Origin of the sequence: Novosphingobium sp. BL-52-GroH (assembly GCF_044813085.1) — a bacterium.
Classification (GTDB): domain Bacteria; phylum Pseudomonadota; class Alphaproteobacteria; order Sphingomonadales; family Sphingomonadaceae; genus Novosphingobium.
The window spans coordinates 1348307-1369955 of the sequence record NZ_CP171152.1 but is presented as its reverse complement, the minus strand read 5'-3'; the positions used below and the strand labels follow the sequence as shown (position 1 = coordinate 1369955).

General features: G+C 69.4%; 26 protein-coding genes and 1 riboswitch. Of the genes, 13 read left to right on the top strand and 13 right to left on the bottom strand.

Features of this window, described 5'->3' with window-relative positions:
* Positions 1-285: 285 nt before the first annotated feature.
* Positions 286-1578 carry a mannosyltransferase gene (locus ACFFDA_RS19140; protein WP_404482362.1) on the top strand — a complete coding sequence of 431 codons (1293 nt, stop codon included), beginning with the start codon at positions 286-288 and terminating at the stop codon, positions 1576-1578.
* A 109-nt stretch (positions 1579-1687) separates the two neighbouring features.
* Entirely contained in the window at positions 1688-2341 is a 654-nt protein-coding gene (locus tag ACFFDA_RS19135; protein WP_404482361.1) for a glutathione S-transferase family protein, read from the top strand.
* A 12-nt stretch (positions 2342-2353) separates the two neighbouring features.
* On the opposite strand, the gene ACFFDA_RS19130 is transcribed toward ACFFDA_RS19135, so the two are convergent.
* The gene (locus tag ACFFDA_RS19130) at positions 2354-3688 is read right to left on the bottom strand and encodes a chloride channel protein (RefSeq protein ID WP_404482360.1); all 1335 of its coding nucleotides are present in this window, start codon (positions 3686-3688) and stop codon (positions 2354-2356) included.
* A gap of 82 nt (positions 3689-3770) precedes the next feature.
* Entirely contained in the window at positions 3771-4904 is a 1134-nt protein-coding gene (gene dinB, locus ACFFDA_RS19125; protein ID WP_404482359.1) for a DNA polymerase IV, read from the bottom strand.
* A 91-nt stretch (positions 4905-4995) separates the two neighbouring features.
* On the opposite strand from dinB, the gene ACFFDA_RS19120 reads away from it, so the two are divergent.
* On the top strand, positions 4996-6267 hold the full coding sequence (locus ACFFDA_RS19120; RefSeq protein ID WP_404482358.1) for a multidrug effflux MFS transporter: 1272 nt from the start codon (positions 4996-4998) through the stop codon (positions 6265-6267).
* A 31-nt stretch (positions 6268-6298) separates the two neighbouring features.
* Here the strand turns inward: ACFFDA_RS19120 and ACFFDA_RS19115 are convergent, their stop codons facing one another.
* The 6 genes from ACFFDA_RS19115 to crtY form a co-directional block, all read right to left on the bottom strand.
* The gene (locus tag ACFFDA_RS19115) at positions 6299-6448 is read right to left on the bottom strand and encodes a lmo0937 family membrane protein (RefSeq protein ID WP_404482357.1); all 150 of its coding nucleotides are present in this window, start codon (positions 6446-6448) and stop codon (positions 6299-6301) included.
* Between the two features lie 90 nt (positions 6449-6538).
* The gene (locus tag ACFFDA_RS19110) at positions 6539-7507 is read right to left on the bottom strand and encodes a phytoene/squalene synthase family protein (protein ID WP_404482356.1); all 969 of its coding nucleotides are present in this window, start codon (positions 7505-7507) and stop codon (positions 6539-6541) included.
* A 51-nt stretch (positions 7508-7558) separates the two neighbouring features.
* Positions 7559-8152, bottom strand: a complete 594-nt coding sequence (locus ACFFDA_RS19105; RefSeq protein WP_404482355.1) for a TIGR00730 family Rossman fold protein — start codon at positions 8150-8152, stop codon at positions 7559-7561.
* Position 8153: 1 nt separating this feature from the next.
* Positions 8154-8591 carry a T6SS immunity protein Tdi1 domain-containing protein gene (locus tag ACFFDA_RS19100; protein ID WP_404482354.1) on the bottom strand — a complete coding sequence of 146 codons (438 nt, stop codon included), beginning with the start codon at positions 8589-8591 and terminating at the stop codon, positions 8154-8156.
* Complete coding sequence (locus tag ACFFDA_RS19095) at positions 8588-10066, bottom strand: phytoene desaturase (protein WP_404482353.1); 1479 nt, start codon at positions 10064-10066, stop codon at positions 8588-8590. The genes ACFFDA_RS19100 and ACFFDA_RS19095 overlap by 4 nt, the downstream gene beginning before the upstream one ends.
* Positions 10063-11319, bottom strand: a complete 1257-nt coding sequence (gene crtY / locus ACFFDA_RS19090) for a lycopene beta-cyclase CrtY (protein WP_404482352.1) — start codon at positions 11317-11319, stop codon at positions 10063-10065. Before crtY ends, ACFFDA_RS19095 begins: the two co-directional genes overlap by 4 nt.
* A 61-nt stretch (positions 11320-11380) precedes the next feature.
* Here crtY and ACFFDA_RS19085 point away from each other — a divergent pair, with 61 nt between their 5' ends.
* Both ACFFDA_RS19085 and ACFFDA_RS19080 read left to right on the top strand, forming a co-directional pair.
* Positions 11381-11950 (top strand): GNAT family N-acetyltransferase, encoded by a 570-nt coding sequence (locus ACFFDA_RS19085; RefSeq protein ID WP_404482351.1) that lies wholly within the window; start codon positions 11381-11383, stop codon positions 11948-11950.
* Positions 11951-12231: 281 nt separating this feature from the next.
* A complete protein-coding gene (locus tag ACFFDA_RS19080; protein WP_404482350.1) occupies positions 12232-13077 on the top strand; it encodes a MipA/OmpV family protein in 846 nt (281 codons plus the stop codon).
* Here the strand turns inward: ACFFDA_RS19080 and ACFFDA_RS19075 are convergent.
* On the bottom strand, positions 13065-13661 hold the full coding sequence (locus ACFFDA_RS19075) for a uracil-DNA glycosylase family protein (RefSeq protein ID WP_404482349.1): 597 nt from the start codon (positions 13659-13661) through the stop codon (positions 13065-13067). The genes ACFFDA_RS19080 and ACFFDA_RS19075 overlap by 13 nt on opposite strands.
* A 65-nt stretch (positions 13662-13726) precedes the next feature.
* Complete coding sequence (locus ACFFDA_RS19070) at positions 13727-14353, bottom strand: SOS response-associated peptidase family protein (protein ID WP_404482348.1); 627 nt, start codon at positions 14351-14353, stop codon at positions 13727-13729.
* Positions 14354-14399: 46 nt separating this feature from the next.
* A riboswitch (TPP riboswitch) is annotated at positions 14400-14527 on the top strand.
* 54 nt (positions 14528-14581) lie between these two features.
* Here ACFFDA_RS19070 and thiC point away from each other — a divergent pair.
* From thiC to ACFFDA_RS19030, 8 genes are all read left to right on the top strand, one after another.
* Complete coding sequence (gene thiC / locus ACFFDA_RS19065; protein ID WP_404482347.1) at positions 14582-16456, top strand: phosphomethylpyrimidine synthase ThiC; 1875 nt, start codon at positions 14582-14584, stop codon at positions 16454-16456.
* 143 nt (positions 16457-16599) lie between these two features.
* Positions 16600-16899, top strand: a complete 300-nt coding sequence (locus tag ACFFDA_RS19060) for a hypothetical protein (protein ID WP_404482346.1) — start codon at positions 16600-16602, stop codon at positions 16897-16899.
* Positions 16896-17639 (top strand): DUF72 domain-containing protein, encoded by a 744-nt coding sequence (locus ACFFDA_RS19055; RefSeq protein WP_404482345.1) that lies wholly within the window; start codon positions 16896-16898, stop codon positions 17637-17639. Before ACFFDA_RS19060 ends, ACFFDA_RS19055 begins: the two co-directional genes overlap by 4 nt.
* Positions 17640-17670: 31 nt before the next feature.
* Entirely contained in the window at positions 17671-17814 is a 144-nt protein-coding gene (locus ACFFDA_RS19050; protein ID WP_404482344.1) for a hypothetical protein, read from the top strand.
* On the top strand, positions 17811-18434 hold the full coding sequence (locus ACFFDA_RS19045; protein ID WP_404482343.1) for a hypothetical protein: 624 nt from the start codon (positions 17811-17813) through the stop codon (positions 18432-18434). Before ACFFDA_RS19050 ends, ACFFDA_RS19045 begins: the two co-directional genes overlap by 4 nt.
* 53 nt (positions 18435-18487) lie before the next feature.
* Positions 18488-18790: a YciI-like protein gene (locus ACFFDA_RS19040; RefSeq protein ID WP_404482342.1), complete on the top strand. Its 303-nt coding sequence runs from the start codon at positions 18488-18490 to the stop codon at positions 18788-18790.
* Entirely contained in the window at positions 18787-19173 is a 387-nt protein-coding gene (locus ACFFDA_RS19035; RefSeq protein ID WP_404482341.1) for a nuclear transport factor 2 family protein, read from the top strand. The genes ACFFDA_RS19040 and ACFFDA_RS19035 overlap by 4 nt, the downstream gene beginning before the upstream one ends.
* Before the next feature lie 164 nt (positions 19174-19337).
* Positions 19338-19625 (top strand): hypothetical protein, encoded by a 288-nt coding sequence (locus tag ACFFDA_RS19030; protein WP_404482340.1) that lies wholly within the window; start codon positions 19338-19340, stop codon positions 19623-19625.
* A gap of 88 nt (positions 19626-19713) precedes the next feature.
* Here the strand turns inward: ACFFDA_RS19030 and ACFFDA_RS19025 are convergent, their stop codons facing one another.
* The 3 genes from ACFFDA_RS19025 to ACFFDA_RS19015 form a co-directional block, all read right to left on the bottom strand.
* Positions 19714-20397 (bottom strand): pentapeptide repeat-containing protein, encoded by a 684-nt coding sequence (locus ACFFDA_RS19025; protein ID WP_404482339.1) that lies wholly within the window; start codon positions 20395-20397, stop codon positions 19714-19716.
* A 94-nt stretch (positions 20398-20491) separates the two neighbouring features.
* Complete coding sequence (locus tag ACFFDA_RS19020; protein WP_404482338.1) at positions 20492-20977, bottom strand: hypothetical protein; 486 nt, start codon at positions 20975-20977, stop codon at positions 20492-20494.
* 191 nt (positions 20978-21168) lie between these two features.
* Positions 21169-21441 (bottom strand): hypothetical protein, encoded by a 273-nt coding sequence (locus ACFFDA_RS19015; RefSeq protein WP_404482337.1) that lies wholly within the window; start codon positions 21439-21441, stop codon positions 21169-21171.
* Between the last annotated feature and the right edge of the window lie 208 nt (positions 21442-21649).

The window sequence follows — 21649 nt, the reverse complement described above, 5'->3', positions numbered from 1 at the left end:
TTCGGGTCGCCCGGTCGGAGCGAGGCCGTTCCGCAAACAAGCCCCGCTCCGGCCGACACGTTCGCCGTTCGCGCCACCACCCTGGCGCGGCTGACACCTGTCCTTCCCGGCCGCCACCCATTGGCCGGGAAGGACCCTTCGGCATTTGCGTAGTGCCGCTTCGCGTCCGATTCACCATGCGGCCCTAGCATCCGGCATCCCAGGTCTGTCCTGTTTGCCGGCACCGGCCCGCGCCCGTCCGGCCGCAAGCGGACAGACTCCAGCCCGGCCGGAGGCGACGCGAGCATGATTCCCAAGACCTTCCACTTCATCTGGGTCGGCGACGAGACAAGGCGCCCCGACAACTGCATCGAGACCTGGCGGGTCGCCCATCCCGACTGGGAGTTGCGCCTCTGGGGCAATGCCGAACTGGCGGGGCGTGGCTGGGTCAACGCGCGCCACATGGACGAAATGGCCCCGCGCGAGCTGAACGGCGTGGCCGACATGATGCGCTGGGAGATCCTTTTCGAGCACGGCGGCCTGGTCTTCGACGCCGATTCTGTCTGCGTCGCCCCGCTTGACGACGCCCTGCTCGACTGCGAGGCCTTCGCCTGCTGGGAGAGCGAGATCGCGCGGCCCGGTCTGATCGCGGCGGGCTACTTCGGCTGCCTGCCGGGCAATCGCTTCGTCCGGCAGATCATCGACGACATCGCCGCGTTGCCCACGGTGACGCATGCCATGGCCTGGCAGACGGTCGGCCCGCAGCGCCTCACCGACAGCTATCGCGCGCACGGCTACACCCCCTTGCGCATCTACCCCAGTCACTACTTCATCCCGCGCCACTTCACCGGCGTGACCTACCAGGGCGCCGACAAGGTCTACGCGCACCAGCTCTGGGGCTCGACGCTGGGGAGCTACGAGCGGCTGCACGAGGCCGACGTCGCTGCCGTGGCGGCTCCCGCGCCCGCGCCCGCCGCTTCGCCCCTGGAACGATTCCACGCGCCCTACTTCCTCCAGCGCGTGCCGGTGAGCGCGGAACTGGCCGATCTCGGCCGGCTGGAGGTGCTGCGCGGCCTGTGCGCCGGGCAGCGGGTGCTCCACGTCGGCTGCGCGGACTGGCCGATCACCGACCCGGCGACCTCGCTCCATCTCGCGCTCGAGCCGCATTGCGCGCAGCTGGACGGGCTCGACCCCCATGCCGAGGCGCTCGATGCGCTGCGCCCCCACGTCGCGGGCGCGCTGTTCACCGACTTCGCGCAAGTCACCGCCAGCTACGACCTCGTGCTGGTGCCCGAGGTCATGGAGCACGTCCCCGACGTCGCCGGCTTCCTCGCCCAGGTGGAGGCGGTGGATGCCGCGCTGTTCCTGATCTCGGTGCCCGACGCCTCGCAATGCGCGGCCCGGCACTTCGACTACGTGGCGCGGGACGGCACGTTCCTCGAAGCGGTGCACCCGGACCACAACCACTGGTACTCGCCCTATACCTTCGCCAACACGCTGGCCAAGTACACCGGCCTGGACCTCCAGCGCATGTGGTTCTTCAACCGCATCTCTCTGCTGGCATTGCTGAGCCGCCGGGAACTTGCGGCCGCGGCCTGAGTTAGGATGGCGTACCCGGTCAAGGGCGGTCCCTCGCGGGGCCGCCCTGTTTCGTTTCGGGCGCGAGGTCTCGTACGGTCCGGGGTCCGTCCATCGGGAGAGGCTTGGCATGACCATCACCATCACCGCCTTCGAACGCTCGCCCGATCGCGGTCGCGGTCTGGCGCGGGACATGCGGGTGCGCTGGGCGCTGGAGGAAGCGGGCCTGGCCTACGCGGTGCGCCTCGTCTCCTTCGCCGCCATGAAGGAAGGCGCGCACCTTGCGCTCCATCCCTTCGGGCAGATCCCGACGTTCGAGGAAGGCGGGCTCGCCCTGTTCGAATCGGGTGCGATCGTGCTCCACATCGCCGAGCGCCACGGCGGCCTCCTGCCGTCCGCACCCGATGCCCGCGCCCGTGCGATCGGCTGGATGTTCGCCGCGCTCAACACGCTCGAACCGCCGATCGTCGACTTGTCGATGGCCGCGCTGTTCGAACGCGACCAGCCCTGGTTCGCCGCGCGCCTGCCCGTCCTGGAAGACCGCGTCCGCGTCCGGCTGGAGCAGTTGTCCGACCGCCTGGGGGATGCCGACTGGCTGGACGGGGCGTTCACCGCCGGCGACCTGCTGATGGTCACGGTGCTGCGCCGGGCGGCGGCGACGGGGATGCTTGAGGCCCATCCGAGGCTGGCTGCCTACGTCGCGCGTGCCGAAGCGCGGCCCGCCTACCAGCGCGCGTTCGCCGATCAACTGGCGGTGTTCAACGCCAGCGAGGCCCCGGGCTGACGACGCGCGGGTTCATGCGGCCCCGCGCAGAAAGCGCTGGGAGAGGCCGTGATACAGCTTTTCCTTGCAGACGCTCTTCGCCGCGAAGTCTCCGAGGAGCGCGGCGGCGAGCAGCGGCATCATCAGTCCCCTGCTCGCGGTCGTTTCCGAGATGATTATCACTGCCGTGAGAGGTGCCCGCACCACGCCGGTGAAATAGGCGACCATGCCCAGCAGCACCACGGCGCCGGGCGGGTAGGCGGGGAAGATGCCGCGCAGAAGGTCTCCGATGCCCGCCCCGATCGACAGCGACGGCGCAAAGATTCCGCCGGGCAGGCCGGAGACGGCCGTGGCCAGCGTCGTCGCGAACTTGGCCGCTGCGAACCATGGCGGGGCGTCGCGGCCGGCAATGATGCCATGGGCCGTCTCGTAGCCGGTTCCCCATGTAAGTCCCGTGGAGACACCGAGGATCGCGACCACGCCGCCGCAGATCGCCGCCAGCAGGATCGGGCGGCTGCGCAGCCATGCCATCGGCCCGGCGGTCGTGGTTCCCGACGCCAGCATGAGGCGCGAGAACAGTCCGCCCGCCAGCCCGCCCAGGATGCCGGCCACTGGCGTCGCGAGCAGGGCCTGCCGCAATTCCAGCGTCTGGCCCATCGCGCCGAAGTATATGTAGTCGCCCGATATGCCGAGGCTGACCATGCCCGCGATCAGCACGGCGGTCATGACCAGCAGCGTCATGCGTTGCTCGTAGGCGGCTGCGAGTTCCTCGATGGCGAAGGCGACCCCGGCCAGAGGCGTGTTGAACGCCGCGGCGACACCTGCCGCGCCGCCGGCGATGTAGACCGAGGACCGCAGCGGGATGCGCAGCGCCCGGTGCATGCGGCCCATGATGGCCGCAGCGATCTGCACGGTGGGCCCTTCACGTCCGACGGAGGCGCCGACCAGCAGCGCGCCGGTGGTCAGGAAGAACTTGGCGAATGCCGCCCGCGCCGAAACCAGGGTGGAGAGGGCTGCCTCCGGATTTCTCGTCGCGGCCATCACTTGGGGAATGCCCGACCCCCGCGCCAGCGGCGCCAGGCGCAGCGTCATCCACGCGATGCCGGCAAATCCGGCCGGAGTGGCGATCAGGGGCGCCCACCACCAGTGTCCCGCGAAAAGATGGAACAGGGCATTGGCCCGATCGGCCGTATCGGCGAAGACCAGCGCGACGAGGCCGACCAGCACGGCGCCGCCAAGGATGGCGACGCGGCGGCGCCAGACCAGCGCTTCCGGTCCGTGGCGACGCAGCGCGATGCGCATGCGGCGCGGGAGGAGTCGGCGTGGCAGGATCACGAGGCGGAGACTTTCGGTTGCGGGCGAAGGCATCTGGTCCGGTCGGGCGGGCCTGTACCTCCTGGAATCCTTCGCGGGGCATGTCCACCCGCATATGCCTTGCTTTCCGCCCCCCTCACAGCAACGACAACTGCCCATCCTGCCGCCGCCGGTCCTCGTTCTCGCCGCGTTCGAGGGCCGAGAGCGTCAGGCCCATCAGGCGGATCGGCTGGGGCAGGGGAAGCTGGTCCTCCAACAGCGCGTGGCCGATGGCCGCGAACTCTGCCTTGTCGGTGACGGAATGGGCCAGCGAGCGGGCGCGGGTGAGGGTCTGGAAGTCGGCGTAGCGCAGCTTCAGGGTGATCGTGCGGCCGCGCGCCTCGGCGCGTTCGATGCGGTCCCAGACGACGTCGACGATGTGGTCCATCGTCTCGCGCAGGGCCTCGGGCGCCTCGATGTTCTCGAAGAAGGTGCGCTCGGCGCCCAGCGACTTGCGCGGGCGGTCGGCGCGCACCTGCCGCAGGTCGACACCCCGGGCGGCGCGGTAGAGGTATTCGGCGAAGCTGCCGAAGTTGGCGCGCAGGAAGGCGAGGTCCTTGGTCGCGAGGTCGGCGCCGCTCTCGATGCCGAGTCGCGCCATCTTCTCGGCGCCGCGCGGGCCGACGCCGTGGAAGCGGCGCACCGGCAGGCCGGCGACGAACTGCGCGCCTTCGCCGGGGCGTATCACGCACAGGCCGTCGGGCTTGTTCTCGTCGCTGGCGAGCTTGGCGAGGAACTTGTTGTAGGAGACGCCGGCGCTGGCGGTGAGGCCGGTGTCGGCCTTGATGCGGCGGCGGATCTCCTGCGCGATGCGGGTGGCCGAGCCGATGCCCTTGAGGTCGGCGGTGACGTCGAGGTAGGCCTCGTCGAGCGAGAGCGGCTCGACGTGCGGGGTGTAGTCGAGGAAGATCGCGCGAATCTGCTGGCTGACCTCGCGGTACACCTCGAAACGCGGCTTGCGGAAGACGAGGTCCGGGCACAGGCGCACCGCCCGCGCCGAAGGCATCGCCGAGCGCACGCCGAAGCGCCGCGCCTCGTAGCTGGCCGCCGCCACCACCCCGCGTCCGGAGGAACCGCCCACCGCCACCGGCAACCCGCGCAGCGACGGGTCGTCGCGCTGCTCGACGCTGGCGTAGAAGGCGTCCATGTCGACGTGGATGATCTTGCGCAGGCCGTCGGCCTCGCCGTCTCTGGCGTCGTCCCTCGTGTGAAGATCATCCTGCGGCGACATGGCCCCCCATATAGGCCCTGATGCCCGAAAAGCGCCATCCAAGGCGTATTTTGACTGGCTTACCAATTGCAACTGCGCCATGCGCTGCGTCATGCATTCCCCCGATGCCGAACCGCGCCAGTTCCCCATGAAGGAACTGGAATTCGTCGCCATGATGGCTGCCCTGCAGGCGCTGCAGGCGCTGGCGATCGACGTCATGCTGCCCGCGCTCGGCGCGATCAGCCGGGACCTGCAGCTCGCCGATCCCAACCAGCGCCAGCTCATCATCGGCGTGTTCCTGATCTGCGCGGGGCTGGGTTCGCTGTTTCCCGGCGCGCTGGCCGACCGCTTCGGGCGCCGTCCGGTGGTGCTGGTGGCGATCTCCGCCTACATGCTGCTCTCGCTGCTCTGCGCGATCTCGCGCAGCTTCGAGCTGCTGCTCGTCGCGCGCGGCGTGATGGGGCTGGTGACTTCGGCGATGATGGTCATGCCGATGACCATCCTGCGCGACCGATTCGACGGCGACCGCATGGCGCGCACCCAGTCGCTGATCGCGATGACCTTCATGGTGGTGCCGATGATCGCGCCGATACTGGGCCAGTCGGTCCTGCTGTTCGCCGGGTGGCGCTGGATCTTCGGGATCATGGGCGGGCTGGCCGGGGGGGTCTTCACCTGGGCCTGGCTGCGCCTGCCCGAGACGCTCGACCCGGCCAATCGCCAGGCGGTCGAGTTCAAGGTGATCGCGGGCAACATGGGCCTGGCCCTGCGCGAGCGGGCCTCGCTCGGCTATTTCATCGGCGCGGCGTTCACGCAGGGCGCGATGTTCGGCTACCTCAACAGCGCGCAGCAACTGGTGGGCGAGCATTTCGGCGCGGGGACGACGTTCCCGCTCATCTTCGGGGCCATGGCGCTGGTGATGGCCTGCACCAACTTCGCGAACTCGCGCATCGTCGAGCGATTCGGCGCGCGACGCGTCTCGCATGCGGCGCTGCTGGCCTACATCGTGCTGGGCGCCGTCCACCTGATGCTCGCCTTCCGGGGCGAGGGCCTGTGGACCTTCCTCCCGCTGATGACCATGAGCATGTGCATGATGAGCTTCATGGGCTCGAACTTCCAGGCGATCTCGCTCCAGCCCTTCGCGCGGATCGCAGGCGCCGCGGCCTCGGTGATGTCGTTCGTGCGGGTGGTCTTCGGGGCGATCCTGGGATCGCTGATCGGCCAGGCCTACGACGGTACGGCGCGGCCGATCCTGGGGGCGATGGTGGTCTGCGGCCTCGCGGCGCTGGCGCTGGTGCTCTATTCGGAGCGGGGCCGGCTGTTCCGCCGCATCAATCCGCCCGAGTACTACCGCAACCAGCCGCCACCGCCGCCTGCCGTGCACTGAGCGGCCCCGCGGGGCCGCCCGGTGCTTCGCGTCATACCCCTCGACGGCCGCGGAACAGCTGCACGAGACCGACGATGATGGCGATCACCAGCAGCAGGTGGATCAGCGCGCCGGACACCTTGAAGACGACGAGCCCCAGCACCCAGAGCACGAAGAGAATGGCGGCGATGGTGAACAGCATGGGGGTTTCTCCTGAGGGTTACTCCAGGCGAAACGCGTAGGTTCGGGCAAGGCTCCCGGCATTGTTTCCGGAATGTAAGCGCCGGTCGGCTCAGGTCCGCGACGACGCCTGCGCCATGGCCACCAGTTCCCGCCGCGAGAGGGCCGGCTTCGCCGCGACCGGCGGCGCGGCCCGCGCCTCGAGCAGGGCCTTGCCGACCAGCGCGAGCTTGCGCGCCTTGCCGATGACGACGCGGTGGTCCCAGGCACCGGCGCCCAGGCGCTCCACCTCGCGGGCGATGCCGCCGTAGATGTTGGCGGCCGAGAGCACCGCCCAGCGCTGGCGGAAGGCCAGCCGTGCGGCGCCCACGCGCGCCGAGGCCTCGTAGCCGCGCGCCAGTGCGCAGGCACGCGCGACTTGCGGCACCAGCGCATGGCGGTAGTGCGGCTTGGTCACTTCGCCGGGCGGGATGTCGGCCTCGACCAGCCACTCGACCGGCAGGTAGCAGCGGCCGGCGGCGTCGTCCTCGCACACGTCGCGCACGATGTTGGCGAGCTGGAAGGCGAGGCCGAGGTCGCAGGCGCGGTCCAGCGTGTCCTCGTCGCCCGCCGGCACGCCCATCACGGCGGCCATCATCACTCCCACCGCGCCGGCGACGTGGTAGCAGTAGCGCAGCAGGTCGGCCTCGCTGCGCGGGCGCCATTCGGCGGCGTCGAGCGCGAAACCGGCGATCACGTCGTCCACCATCGCGCGCGTCACGGGGGTTTCGCGCATGAGCTGGCCCAGCGCGTCGAAAGCGAAGGAGCCGGTCTCCTCGCCGGCCATCGCCAGTTCCGAAAGGGTGCGGATGGTGGCGAGGCGCGATTCGGGGTCGAGCCGGGTGCCCGGCTCGGCCGGCGCCGCATGGCCGTGGTCCTGCTCGTCGGCGATGTCGTCGCAGGCGCGGCACCAGGCGTAGAGCAGCCAGACCCGCTCGCGCGTCTCGCGGTCGAACAGGCGGCTGGCGGAGGCGAAGCTCTTCGAGCCCAGGCGGATCGATTCGTGGGCGGCGGCGACCAGGTCGGCGCGGTCAGACGGCATCCGCGCGGGCCGTTCGTTCACAGTGGCGGAGGCGCTGATCGGGTCGAGGGATCACAGCGTATCGGGGTCCATGTTGACGATCGGCACGATCGGCTCGTGCGCGCGCATGAGGGACAGCAGGGGCTCGAGCTGCGTATCGGCCAGGATGATGCCCTGGTGCGCGGGGCGCACGAAGCCGACTTCGGCCATGTGGCGGTTGAACGCCAGCAGCCCGTCGTAGAACCCGAAGGCATTGAGCACGCCGACCGGCTTGTTGTGATAGCCGAGCTGCGACCAGCTCACCGCTTCCCACAGCTCGTCCATGGTGCCGACGCCGCCGGGAAGGACGAGGAAGCCGTCGGACAGGCGGGTGAAGGCGGCCTTGCGCTCGTGCATGTCGGCGACGATGGTCAGTTCGCAGTCGTAGTTGGCGACTTCGCCGCCACGCCCGTTGCCGCCGACCAGCGCCTCGGGGATGACGCCGAGGCATTCGCCGCCCGCCGCCAGCGCCGCGCCCGCGACGGCGCCCATCAGGCCCAGCCGGCCGCCGCCGTAGACGACGCCGATGCCCTGCAGGGCCAGGGCGGTGCCCACGTCGCGGGCGAGTTCGACGTAACGCGGGTCGGCGGGGGTGGCGGAACCGCAATAGACGGCGAGGCGCTTCATTTCAGTCTTCGACTTTCAGTTTGACCACCGCGCCATCGGGCAGATCGTGCGTCTGCCGGGCAAGGTCGCCGGACAAGTGGATCAGTTCGACGAGGTCGATCCGGATCAGGTTCTCGTGCGCATAGTCGCCGCGGAGCAGCGCCGGAAGGGTCAGGCTGTAGACTTCCCCCAGCGCAGGCGGCCCGAGGCGCGCGACGGCGGCGTCGACCAGCGCATCGGCGCGCCAGACGACCTGGGTTTCCTGTTTCGCCATGTGCGCGGCGGCGGCCTTCTCGTTGCCGAGCGCGGTGACGGCGCCGAGGTCCGGGTCGACGTAGTGGAATGCGCCCTTGCGGTCGGTAACCAACATGTGCCCCATCAGGCTATGGGCGACTTTCTCGGCAAATTCCACGCCGGTCCAGCCCCAGGCCGCATTGAGGGCGTGGACCTCGCGGCTCACCGCAAGTCTTCCAGCATCAGCTTGGCGGTCGCCTTGGCACTGCCGACGACGCCGGGAATCCCCGCGCCCGGATGCGTGCCGGCGCCCACGAGGTAGAGGTTCTTGAGCTTGTCGTCGCGGTTGTGGCCACGGAAGAAGGCGCTTTGCGTCAGCAGCGGCTCGAGACTGAAGGCATTGCCCTTCCACGCGCCGAGGTCCGCCTGGAAATCGGGCGGGGCATAGTGGAAGCGGGTGACGATGCGGTCCTCGATGTCGGGGATCAGGCGGCGGCCGACTTCGGCGATCACCCGCTGCTCCAGGATCGGGCCGACTTGCGCCCAGTCGATCGGCAGCTTGCCCATGTGGGCGACGGGGACCAGCGCGTAGAACGTGCTCTTGCCCGCCGGCGCCATCGACGGGTCGGTGACGGTGGGGTGGTGCAGGTAGATCGAGAAGTCGCGCGGCAGCACGCCGTGCTCGAAGATGTCGTCGAGCAGGCCCTTGTAGCGCGGTCCGAACAGGATGGTGTGGTGCGGGATGCCGGGCCAGGTGCCCTCCAGCCCGAAGTGGACGACGAAGAGGCTGGGCGAGAAACGCTTCTTCGCCAGGCTCCTGGCCATCTGCTTGCCGCGCACCGTATCGCCCAGCAGGGTGCCGTAGGTGTGCATCAGGTCGCCGTTGGAGGCGACCGCGTCGAAGCGCTCGCGCCAGCCGCTCTCGCACTCGACCTCGCTCACCCGGTCGCCGATGGTGTGGACCTGACGGACCTTGTCGCCGACGCGCAGGGTACCGCCGAGGCGCTCGAACAGCGCGGCCATGCCTTGCGCCAGCTTGTTGGTGCCGCCCTTGGTCCACCACACGCCGCCGTCCTTCTCCAGCTTGTGGATCAGGGCGTAGATGGCGCTGGTCTTCATCGGGTTGCCGCCGACCAGCAGGGTGTGGAACGAGAGCGCCTGACGCAAGTGCTCGTCCTTCACGAAGTGCGAGACCATCGAGTAGACAGAGCGCCACGCCTGGTAGCGCGCCAGGGCCGGCGCGGCCTTGATCATGCTCGAGAAATCGAGGAACGCCTCGTGCCCCAGCTTGACGTAGCCTTCCTGCCAGACACCCGCGGCGTAGCGCACGAAGTCCTCGTAGCCGGACAGGTCCTCGGGGCTGACGCGGGCGATCTCCCGGCGCAGCGCCGGCTCGTCGTTGCCGTAGTCGAAGACGACGCCGTCGGTCCAGTTGAGGCGGTAGAAGGGATGCACCGGCATCAGCGTCACGTCGTCGGCCATGTCGCGGCCCGAGAGCGACCACAGTTCGCGCAGGCAGTCAGGGTCGGTGACGACGGTGGGGCCGGCGTCGAACGTGAAGCCCTCGCGCTCCCACACGTAGGCGCGGCCGCCCACCTTGTCGCGTGCTTCGACGAGCGTGGTGGCGATCCCGGCGCTCTGCAACCGGATGGCGAGCGAGAGGCCGCCGAAGCCGGCTCCGACGACGCAGGCTTTCTTCAAGACATGACTCCCAGATCGGCCAGCGGGCGGCTGCCACCGAGGTCCGCCAGCCGGCGTCCGGCACCGAGGTCCGCCAGCGGGCGTCCGGCACCGGCGAGACTGGCGATCGCCGCGCCCACCGGCACCGGCGGCCTGCCGGCCAGCACGCGCACCATGTCGAACGGGGTCGAGCGGCCGGAATAGAAGCGTTCGATCAGCGCTTGCGGCAGGGTGTAGAAGCGGGCGAGCATGCGCCAGCGTTCGGCACCCTCGGCCGCGCCGAAAAGCATACGGCTCAACATCCGGTAAAAGCGTCCTTCGCGCCAGTGTCGTGCGGCCCAGTCATGACTTGTCCTTGATAGGGCCTCGCCCGAGAGGTTGTCGAGTGTGGTCAGGTAGAGCGCAAATCTTACCGCATCGGGAATCGAGTATGATGTCAGTGGATGGCACAGGGCAGCGCGGGTCCCGGCGCGGGCGATTGCGCCGCCGGACTGCCAGAACGCGGCGAAATCGCCGCTCGCGATGACCGGAAGCACCCCGGTTTCCTCGTAGGCGATGCTTTCGACCTGCCAGCCGGCCCGCGCGGCATAGTCGGCGATGCGCGATCGCATCACGGGCAGGTCGAGATCCGGGGTATCGGAATAATACGTATCCTCGACGAAGACTTCGGTTGCGGAGAAAGGCAGGCAGTAGACGAAGCGGTAACCGTCCAGTTGCGCCACGGTTGCGTCCATCACCACCGGGCGGGCGAGGCCGTGCGGAGCGCACAGGCGCAGCGTGTGGCCGACGAACTTCTGCCAGCCCCCGGCCATGTGCGGCAGCCCGGAGGCGCCGCGCGCGTCGATCACGCCGCCGGCCTCGATGCGGCGACCGTCGGCAAGGACGACGTGGTTCGGCCCGGCCTCGGCTACGTCCGTCCCGGTGACGATCCGCTGCGCCGGCAGCGCTGCGCGCACTGCCGCGTCCAGGCGCGCGCTGGTGGCGCTGCGGTAGGGAGTGGCGAGGGTGCGCTCCGCCCCCGGAAAGCGCACCGCGTATCCGTCCCAGCGCGCGGCGACCAGGGGCTCGACCAGGGCCTGCGCGTCCGCGTCGGCGACGTCGCTGGCGAAGAAGGACCACACGTGGTGGCCGCCCAGCCGCTCGCCGCGTTCGAACACCATGACCGACAGCTCGGGCCTGCGCGCCGCCATGGCGAGCGCGATCAGCCCTCCGGCGAGGCCGCCGCCCAGTATCGCCAGGTCACAGGAGAGCGTTTCGCCCGAATATTGCTGCATGGCGTCACGCTTAGGGACTGCGAACGATTGCTGCAACTTGGCAGCCTGCGCGGTTTGCTGCATGTTCGTGACGATGACAGGGGTACTGACCATAGGCGACGCATCGCTCGACGATGCGGCCGCCATCGCCGAAATCTACGCGCACTACGTGCTGGAAAGCACGGCGACGTTCGAAACCGTCCCCCCGGGCGAGGACGAATCGCGCCGCCGCATCCGCGAGCACATCGAAGGCGGCTATCCCTTCCTCGTCACCCGCGACGAGGAAGGCCGCGTGCTGGGCTTCGGCTTCGCGCACCGCTACGGCCCCCGCGCGGGCTATCGCTACAGCGTCGAGACGACGATCTACGTGCGCCCCGAGAGCATTGGCCGCGGCATCGGCAGTGCGCTGCTGGGGGAATTGCTGGGCGAGTGCGAGAAGCGCGGCTTCCGCCAGGCCTTCGCGGTGATCGCCGCGTCCGAACCTACCTCGGTGGTCCTCCACGCACGCGCCGGCTTCTTCCCGGTCGGCACGCTGGCGGCGGCGGGCTGGAAGCACGGGCAGTGGATCGACGTGTTCCTGATGCAGCGCAAGCTGGGCCCCGGTGGCGATACGCTGCCCGAGGGCGATCCCCCGGCGTTCTCCAGGGATTGATCCGTTCCCGCCGGGCGCCCGATTGGACCGGTGCCGCATCCCCGGCCGCTCCATGACGAGCCTGTTGCCCCATCGGCGGGCGATCATCGCAGCGCTGCTCGTTGCCCCGGCCCTGCTGGTGACGGAACTGGCCATGGGCCGTCCCCGGTCTGCGCGTGTGGCGTAGTGCGGTTCTGGACGGGCGAGGCAGTGCGCCACTGGCAGTCGGCGAACTGATTCCCTTCTTCGCAACCGCACACGTTCCGGCGCGTTGCGGGCTGCAAGACATTCAGGGGAATTTCATGCGCCTACGCCCGATCACCACTCTGCTTGCCGCCGGCACCGCGCTGTGCGCCATGCCTGCCCTTGCCCAGGAAGCACCGGCCGAAAACGTCCTCGACGGCGATTACCTCACGGTCGGTGCCGGCGCCGTCTACGTCCCGAGCTACCGCGGTTCGGACGACTACGTCCTCTCGCCGGTCCCGCTGGTCAAGGGCCGCTTCAAGGGCATCGACATCAACCCGCGCGTCGCCGGCGTGGCGCTCGACCTGGTGCCCGACGCCAAGGATGCGAAGGTCGGCTTCTCGCTCGGCCCGGTGGCGACCTATTCGGCCAACCGTGCGGGCCGCATCAAGGACCCTGTCGTCCGTGCGGCGGGCAAGCTCGACCCGGCGATCGACGTGGGCTTCACGGCCGGCGTCACCGGCTACAAGCTGCTCAACGACTATGATGCGCTGACCCTTTCCGCCGACGTGAAGTGGGACGTGAACGGCGCCCACAAGGGCATGACGGTCAATCCCGCGATCAGCTACGCCACGCCGCTCAGCCCGGCACTGGTCGCCGTGGTCGCGGTCAGCGCCCGTCACGTCGACGGCAAATTCGGGCGCTACTACTACTCCGTCACGCCGGAGCAGAGCGTCGCGAGCAGCTTGCCGGTCTATCGCGGTAAGAGCGGCTGGGACAGCGTCAACACCTCGCTGCTACTGGCCTACGACCTTTCGGGCGACGTGCGCGACGGCGGTTTCTCGCTGTTCGGTGCGGCCAACTATTCGCGCATGCTCAACGATGCCAAGGACACGCCCTATACCTCGCTGCGCGGCGATGCGAACCAGTGGGTCATCGGTGGCGGCGTCGCCTATACGTTCTGAGCGTTCAGCACCTCGCCGACCCTTGCGCGCAGGTCGGGCAGGACCTCGGCTTCGAACCAGGGGTTGGCGGCCATCCACAACCGGCTGCGCCAAGCGGGGTGGGGCAGGGGGAACAGCCCCTCCGGCGCTTCGCGCCAGCGACGCACCGCCTCGGTGAGGTTGGGCGCGAAGCCGCGCGGCAGATAGCGCCGGTGCGCATGTTGCCCGACCAGCAGCGTGAGGCTCACGTGCGGCAGTTCGGCCAGCAGCGGCGCGTGCCAGCGCGGCGCGCATTCGGGACGCGGCGGCTTGTCGCCTCCGCTCGCCTTGCCGGGGTAGCAGAAGCCCGAGGGCATCTGCGCCACTTTCCCGACGTCGTAGAACGCCGCCTTGTCGAGCCCCAGCCAGCCGCGCAGCCGGTCGCCGCTGTCGTCGTCCCAGCCGATCCCGCTCGCATGGACCTTGCTCCCCGGCGCCTGCCCGATGAGGAGCAGCCGCGCCGAGCCACTGGCCGCCACGACCGGGCGCGGCGCGAAGCCGAGGGCATGCTCGCACAGGCGGCAGGCGCGGATTTCGCCGAGCAGGGTGTCGAGGGTGGAAGGCATGGGGGCGAGATGGCGTCGCAGGTGGCGGGGCGCAAGGCTGGCCCTAGAAGCTCCCCCCGAGGACGTCAGGCCGGCAAGCGCATGTCGATCAGCGAGGACGAGTACGGCATCACCAGCCCCCGCGCCCGCTCCCATCCGCCGTTGAGCCACAGCGCCCAGGTCGCCGGGTCGGGCGGCAGGATCACCGGCATCGTCTCGCGGCCCTGCGCGCGCAGCGCCGCGTTCGCCTCGCAGGCGAGGAGCGCGAAGGAGGGGACCTCGCTGTCCTTCCACACTGCCGCCATGGCGAAGACCGGCTGGTCGGCGCAGGCGAACCACGCCTGCCGGCGCTTGCCATCGCGCACCGACGGCCTGCCCCATTCCATGAACGCGGTGGCCGGCACCAGGCAGCGGAACTCGCTGTTGCGCAAGTTGCCGATCCAGAACGGGCTCTCGAGGTTGCGCACGCTCAGGATGCCGTGGCGGGGAGCGTCCTGCACCGTGGGCGGCGGTGGCACGCCCCACAGGCGCGGGACCATGCGGCGCGGTGCGCGGCCTTGCGGACGCGGTCCGGCGACGGCCTCGCGCCCTGCGGTTATCACCGGCGCGAACTGGCCCGGGCCGACGTGCCCGCCCGCCCAGGGATCGTCGCGCGCTTCCGCCCCGAACAGGCGGGCCACGTCGCGCGCCGCGGCGTCCAGGCGATAGAGCATCGGCATCCTCGCCGCATCTAGACCTGCGCGCCGCGGGCGTCTATCACGGTGCCACCCCGGGGAGCCTAGCAGGGTCCGACCAAGGATCCTGGGCTGAGAGGTGTGGGTATGCTCCACACGACCCGTCGAACCTGAACCCGTTAGTACGGGCGGAGGGAGTGGACGGCGTTCGTGTAGACCTGCGCCGATGATCCGCCTCCATTCCGTCCATGGAAAAGAGAGGCATCCATGGCCGACATCAATTCGAAGCTCGAAATCGGCGTGACCACCGGCCCGATCCGTGGCTCGCGCAAGATCTACGTACCCGCCCAGGCGAACCCGCAAGTGCTGGTCGCCATGCGCGAAATCCACCTCGAACCGTCCAGCGGCGAGCCGCCGGTGCGCGTCTACGATACCTCCGGCCCCTATACCGACGCCGATGCGACGATCGACATTTCCGCCGGCCTGGCGCCGCTGCGCCGCGACTGGCAACTGGCGCGCGGCGACGTCGAGGAATACGCGCCGCGCGAGGTGAGGCCCGAGGACAACGGCCAGCTCGGGCCCGACCGTTCGGGCGGCGTCCCTCCGTTCCCCACCGCGCTGCGCCGCCCCTTGCGCGCCAAGCCCGGCATGAACCTGTCGCAGATGCACTATGCCCGCCGCGGCATCATCACGCCCGAGATGGAATACGTCGCCGAGCGCGAGAACCTGGGCCGTGCGCGCCTGGCGCAGTACAACCGCTCGGGCGAGAGCTTCGGCGCCTCGATCCCCGACTACGTGACGCCCGAGTTCGTGCGCGAGGAAGTGGCGCGCGGCCGGGCGATCATTCCCAGCAACGTCAACCACCCCGAAGCCGAGCCGATGGCGATCGGCCGCAACTTCCTGGTCAAGATCAACGCCAACATCGGCAACTCCGCCGTCGCCTCGGACGTCGCCAGCGAAGTCGACAAGATGGTCTGGTCGATCCGCTGGGGCGCGGACACCGTCATGGACCTGTCCACCGGGCGCAATATCCACGACACCCGCGAATGGATCATCCGCAACAGCCCCGTGCCGATCGGCACCGTGCCGATCTACCAGGCGCTCGAAAAGGTGGGCGGCGTGGCCGAGGACCTGACCTGGGAGATCTTCGCCGACACCCTGATCGAACAGGCCGAGCAGGGGGTGGACTACTTCACCATCCACGCCGGCGTGCGCCTGCCCTACGTGCCGCTGGCCGCCAAGCGCATGACCGGCATCGTCAGCCGCGGCGGCTCGATCATGGCCAAGTGGTGCCTGGCGCATCACAAGGAGAGCTTCCTCTACGAGCGCTTCGACGAGATCACCGAGATCATGAAGGCCTACGACGTCGCCTACTCGCTGGGCGACGGCCTGCGCCCCGGCTCGATCTACGACGCCAACGACGAGGCCCAGTTCGCCGAACTCTACACTTTGGGCGAACTGACCAAGCGCGCCTGGGCGCAGGACGTCCAGGTGATGATCGAGGGCCCCGGCCACGTGCCGATGCACAAGATCAAGGAGAACATGGAAAAGCAGCTCGAGGCCTGCGGCGAAGCGCCGTTCTATACCTTGGGCCCGCTCACCACCGACATCGCGCCCGGCTACGACCACATCACCAGCGGCATCGGCGCCGCGCAGATCGGCTGGTACGGCACCGCGATGCTCTGCTACGTCACCCCCAAGGAGCACCTCGGCCTGCCCGACCGCGACGACGTCAAAGTCGGCGTCGTCACCTACAAGCTTGCCGCCCACGCCGCCGATCTCGCCAAGGGCCACCCGGCGGCGCAAGTGCGCGACGATGCCCTGAGCAAGGCCCGTTTCGAGTTCCGCTGGCGCGACCAGTTCAACCTGTCGCTCGATCCCGACACGGCCGAGAAGTACCACGACCAGACGCTGCCGGCCGAAGGCGCCAAGTCGGCGCACTTCTGCTCCATGTGCGGCCCCAAGTTCTGCTCAATGAAGATTTCGCAGGAAGTGCGCGACTTCGCAGCCAAGCAGAACCAGCCGAGCACGCAGTTCCTTGCCGCCGAGGAGGCGGAAGCGGGAATGGCTGAGATGGCCAAGGTGTTCAAGGACATCGGCAGCGAGCTTTACATGGGCGCCGGCGACCGCGAGCACGATTGAGCATCCGTCGTCCCGGGCTCGATCCGGGACCGTGGGTCGGGCTGTTTCTAGCCCACGGTCCCGGGTCGAGCCCGGGACGACGAATCTTGCTCGCGCCCGGGCTCAGGGGTGTTACCATGCGGCTTGAAGAGGAGCCCCCCCGGATGCCGCGCAACCCCACGACCGACTGGTTCAAGCTCGCCAACGACAGCTACTGGCTCTGGGCCGATTCGATGATGGTGATCGGCCTGCGCACCACCGACATGATGACCGGCCGGGGCAGCGACCGCGAGAACCGGCTGATGGTGTCCGAAAAGCTCAAGGCCGGCGCCGAAGTCGCGACCATGCTGGCGACCGCCGGCCTGGCCTCGCCCGAAAAGACCGCCCAGAAGGCCGTCACGCACTATCGCCGGAAGGTCACCGCCAACCGCAAGCGCCTGTCGCGGCCGGGCCGCAAGCCGTGAGCATCCGCGTCGGCATCGGAGGCTGGTCCTACGAGCCGTGGCGCGGACTGTTCTATCCCGAGGGCCTCGCACAGGCGCGCGAGCTTGCCTACGTGGGCGAGCACCTGACCGCGACCGAGATCAACGCGACCTTCTACGGCCGCCAGAAACCCGCCAGCTTCGCCAAGTGGCGCGACGCGGTGCCCGCCGGCTTCGTCTTCGCGCTCAAGGGCTCGCGCTACTGCACGGTCCGCAAGAACCTCGCCGAAGCGGGCGAGAGCGTCGGCAACTTCGTGGCGCAGGGCCTCGTCGAACTGGGCGACAAGCTGGGCCCGATCAACTGGCAGCTTGCCGCCACCAAGAGGTTCGATGCCGACGAGATCGCCGCGTTCCTCGCCCTGCTGCCGCCGGAGCACGAGGGCCTCGCCCTGCGCCACGCGATCGAGCCGCGCCACGAGAGCTTCGAGGACCCTGCCTTCTTCGCACTGTGCCGCAAGGCCGGCGTGGCGGTGGTCCTCGCCGATTCGCCCGATTACCCCGTGTTCGAGGACCAGGGCGCACCTTTCGTCTATGCGCGCCTCCAGAACGCCCGCGCGGACCTCGAACAAGGCTATCCCGATGCCGAACTCGACCACTGGGCGGCGCGCGCCAAGGCCTGGGCCAGGGACGGCCGCGAGGTCTTCGCCTTCTTCATCAACGGCGCGAAGGAACGCGCCCCGGCCGCCGCCATGGCGCTGATCGAGCGGGTGGGCGGCGGTTGAACGCGCGTCACGGATGCATGATGACATCCGTATGAACGCGAGTCTCAAGATCACCCCGATCGGCGATTCCGCCGGGGTCGTCCCTCCCAGGGTGGTGCTGGCGCGGCTGCGCGTGGGGCCGGGCGGCACGCTCCTTCTGGAACCGCGCGCATTGCCTGCCGTTTTCCTGCCATGAGACACATCGCCGCGTTCGCCGCACCCGCTCTGCTCGCCCTCTCGCTTGCCGCCTGTTCGGGCCCGGGGCCTGCCGATGGCACTTCGCCGACCGATGGCGCTTCGGCGACCGATGCGGTGGAAGCCGTCCCTTCCGCCCGACCGACGCCGGCCGCCGCGGCGAGCGAGGCCTCGCCTGCCGTGCCCGCCGCGAACGTGATCGGCCTCGAGGGGCTGGGCGACTTGCGCATCGGCGAGGCAGTGCCCAGGGGTAGTTCCTGGACGGAGCGCGGTGCGCAGGCCGGCGATGCCTGCCGCACCGTCAGTTCGCCCGCCTATCCGGGCGTCTACGCGATCGTCGAGGGCGGCAAGGTGCGCCGCATCACCGTGGGCGCTCGCTCGGACGTGAAGCTGGTCGAAGGCGTGGGGGTCGGTGCCAGCGAGGCGGAAGTGAAGAAGTGGTTCGCCGGCTTCCGCGAGGAGCCGCACAAGTACGAGGATGCCCCTGCCAAGTATCTCACCGCACCCAATGCCGCGAGCGGCGATCCGGCGCTGCGCTTCGAGATCGGCAGCGACGGCAAGGTCGGCCTGATCCACGTAGGGACCATGCCGGTGCTCGGCTATGTCGAGGGATGTGCCTGAGCGCGCGCGCGCAGGCCCTTTCCTCCGGGCCCGATCCTCGGCAAGGAAGGGCGATGGACCACTACATGCTCACCTATCACCTCGCACCCGACTACCTGGAGCGCCGCCCGGCGTTTCGGACGGAGCATCTGGAACTGGCCTGGGATGCCGCTGAACGCGGCGAACTGCTGCTCGGCGGCGCGGTCGAGGACCCGGTCGATACGTCGCTGCTGCTCTTCGCCGGCGAAGGGCCCGAGCTTGCCCAAGCGTTCGCGCGGGCCGACCCTTACGTGACCAACGGCCTCGTCGAGCGCTGGACCGTGCGCCGCTGGAACACCGTCGTGGGCGAGCACGCGGCCCACCCGGTCCGTCCGTGAGCGGCACCGAACTCGCCATCCGGACCCGGCGCGCGGCGTTCAACCGGGCGATCGCCGAGGGCGACGCCGCGGCGATCGGGCCTTTGCTGGCGAAGGACTGCGTGATGGTCACCGGCACCGACAGCGCGGTGATCGCGGGGCGAATCGGCCAGGTGAAAGTCTGGCGCCGCGAGTTCGCGCATCCGGGCCGCATGATCTACGTGCGCACGTGCGAGACCGTGACCGGCTCCCCGGTCGAGCCGATCGCGATGGAATACGGGCGCTGGCAGGGCACCGCAACCGGCGCGGATACACCGCTGGCCGCCGGCACTTATGCCGCCAAGTGGCGGGAGGTCGGCGGGGAGTGGGTGATCGAGGCGGAAATCTTCGTCACGCTTACCTAAGCGTAAAGCACTTGGGTCCCGTGCCGCGATCGGCTATGGGCCGGGCGCAACCCGGCGCGGGGTCGCGCCGTGGGGCTCATTGCGAGGATTCCCGAAAACGGCCGGTGTTCGCCAGGCAAGCGCGCAATTCCTGCGCGCGGGCGGGGTGCAGGAGCGTTGCGTCGATGAAGTCAGATTCCCCCGAGGCTCTTATGCGTGACGCCGGCAAGCTATGGGTAGAGGCCGGTTCGGTCATCGCCCTGAGGACCGCGCGTATCGGCCAGGCCGATCTCGGAGCAGGCGACGAAATGCTGCGCATGGTCACCGAGAAGGTCTGGGCCGGCTGGGAATGGAGCCTGGCGCTGGCGAGCGGCCAGCTCGGCCACGATCCCGGCACCGTCTGCAGCCGCACGCTCACCTACTACCGCCGCGCCGTGCGCGCCAACCTGCACCGGCTTTCCGAAAGCGCCTGATCCGCGCGGCGTGACGGCACGCTGAATCGTCGTTGCGACCCCGGCGCAGGCCGGGGCAAGCAACGAGGACGCTGCTTCCGCGCCTTGCCTAGCGGACGTCGAGGCCGAGTTCGCCGAGCAGTTGGCCTGCCTGTTCGGCCGAGATCGTCGCGCCGCGAAACAGGCGGGCGTCGGCCAGCTTCAGGCCGCCCAGGTCCGCACCGCGCAAATCCGCCCCGTCGAACCGGGCGCCGTCGACTTGCGCGTCGCGCAGGCTGCAGCCGCTGAACGTCGCCTGGCGGAAGTCGCACTTCCTGAGGTCGGCCTGCGAGAAGTCGATCCGTTCCAGTCGCGCCTTGCGGAACGAGTGGCCGGCGAGGCGGGTATCGATCAGCAGCGTCTCGTCGAATTTCAGGGCGACGGCGCGGGCTTCGGTCAGGTCGGCGCCGGTCAGCTTGCAGCGCGTGAAAGCCGCCGAATCGAGCGTGGCGCGGCGGAACGAGGCGTTGTTGAAGTCGCAGGAGACGAGCCGGGCGTCGGTGAGGTCGCCGGCTACGAAGTCGGCGAACGCGCCGCGGCACGATTGCCAGGTGGTGCCCTCGAGCCTGGTGCCGGCGAAGTCGGTGCGGCGCAGGGCGCAGCGGTCGAAGGTCCATTGCGAGAGGTCGAGCCGGGACAGGTCGGCCCCCTCCAGGTCGCAGTCGACCAGGTGCCAGGGCACGCCGCCGGGCGATGCCAGGAGCTGCTCGATGTCGGCGCGGGCGAGGGTCCGGTCGGAAACGGGATCGTTCATCGCCCGCTGTTAGCGGGCGGCGGCGCCACGGGCCAGTGCCGAAGCCTCCGGGCGGGGCCCTTTGCAGGCCACAAAACCTGAATGTCGAGCCGTCCTAGTTCGCGTGTTCGGCGGCGATGACGTCCTGCGCGGCGGCGGCGGCGCGGCTGGCGGCATCGGTCGCGGCATCCGCCTCGGCCGGGGCGGGGCCGGCGGGCGCCGGGCGGTCGGCGGAGGGAGCGATGTCGTAGCCTCCGTCCCCGTAGACGTTGCCGGCGTCGTGCGAACCGTAGTCGCGCTCGTCGTCCCGGGTCGGGGCGTAGTCGTAGGGGCCTTCGTCCTCGGGGTCGATCCGCGCGGCATCGTCGTGTCCCGAGCCATGGCCGAAGGGCCAGGCGGGCGAATCGAGGAGCGAGAGGCCTTCGTCCAGCCAGGACCGGCGGTCGGGCGGTGCGGCGTAGGCGCCCACGTCGCCTTCGCCATGCGCGCGGCTGCCTTCGGCTACGCGGTACGGGCGCATCGTTCCGGTCGTCATGGCGGCGAACGCAGCGCCGGCGAGCCCGCCCACCAGTAGCAGGACGAGCAGTTTTCCCGCAGCCAATCGAACCTCCAGAATTGAACGGACCGTCCCCGGGACGGGACTAGCCGGGCCTGGCTGTCGGCGGGCTGAACGCGACGCAAAAAGGGCGCCGTCCCGCACGAGGGGGACGGCGCCCTGTTCGGCGCTGCTTCACCCGGGCGTTGGGAGAGAGGAGGATGCCCGGGTGCGCGGCGGCGCGATCAGTTGCCCGATTACTGGCCGAGGTTCAGCTTCGAGGCTTCGGCGGTCGTGAACGAGACGTAGCGGCTGTTGTAGGTGCCCGAGACGCGGTCGCCCTTGACGTAGAGACGGAACGGCACGCCGGCAGAGGTGGCGCCGTCGATCACGGTGACCTTGCCCTTCTGCTGGGTGGTGTAGGCGTAGTTCACGCCCTCGTGCGAAAACTCGCGGGCGTCGTTCGCCTGGGCAACGGCCGGAACGGCCAGGAAGGAAACGGCGGCGGCAGCGAGAACGGTCTTGAACATGGCAAAATCCCTAAGTCTGAGAGGCAGGAAGATTGCCTCGGGCATCTCTTTTCTTGTTGCGTTGCAGCAAAAGCGGATGTGGCGACGGGGTGCAATTTCAATAGGAGAACCCATTGGTGCATATTTTGCAACAGTGCCAATATTTGCCTGATTTTTAAGCAGATGCCGAGAACGTCGTGTCCGAAAAAAATCGGCACCCGTGCCGGCA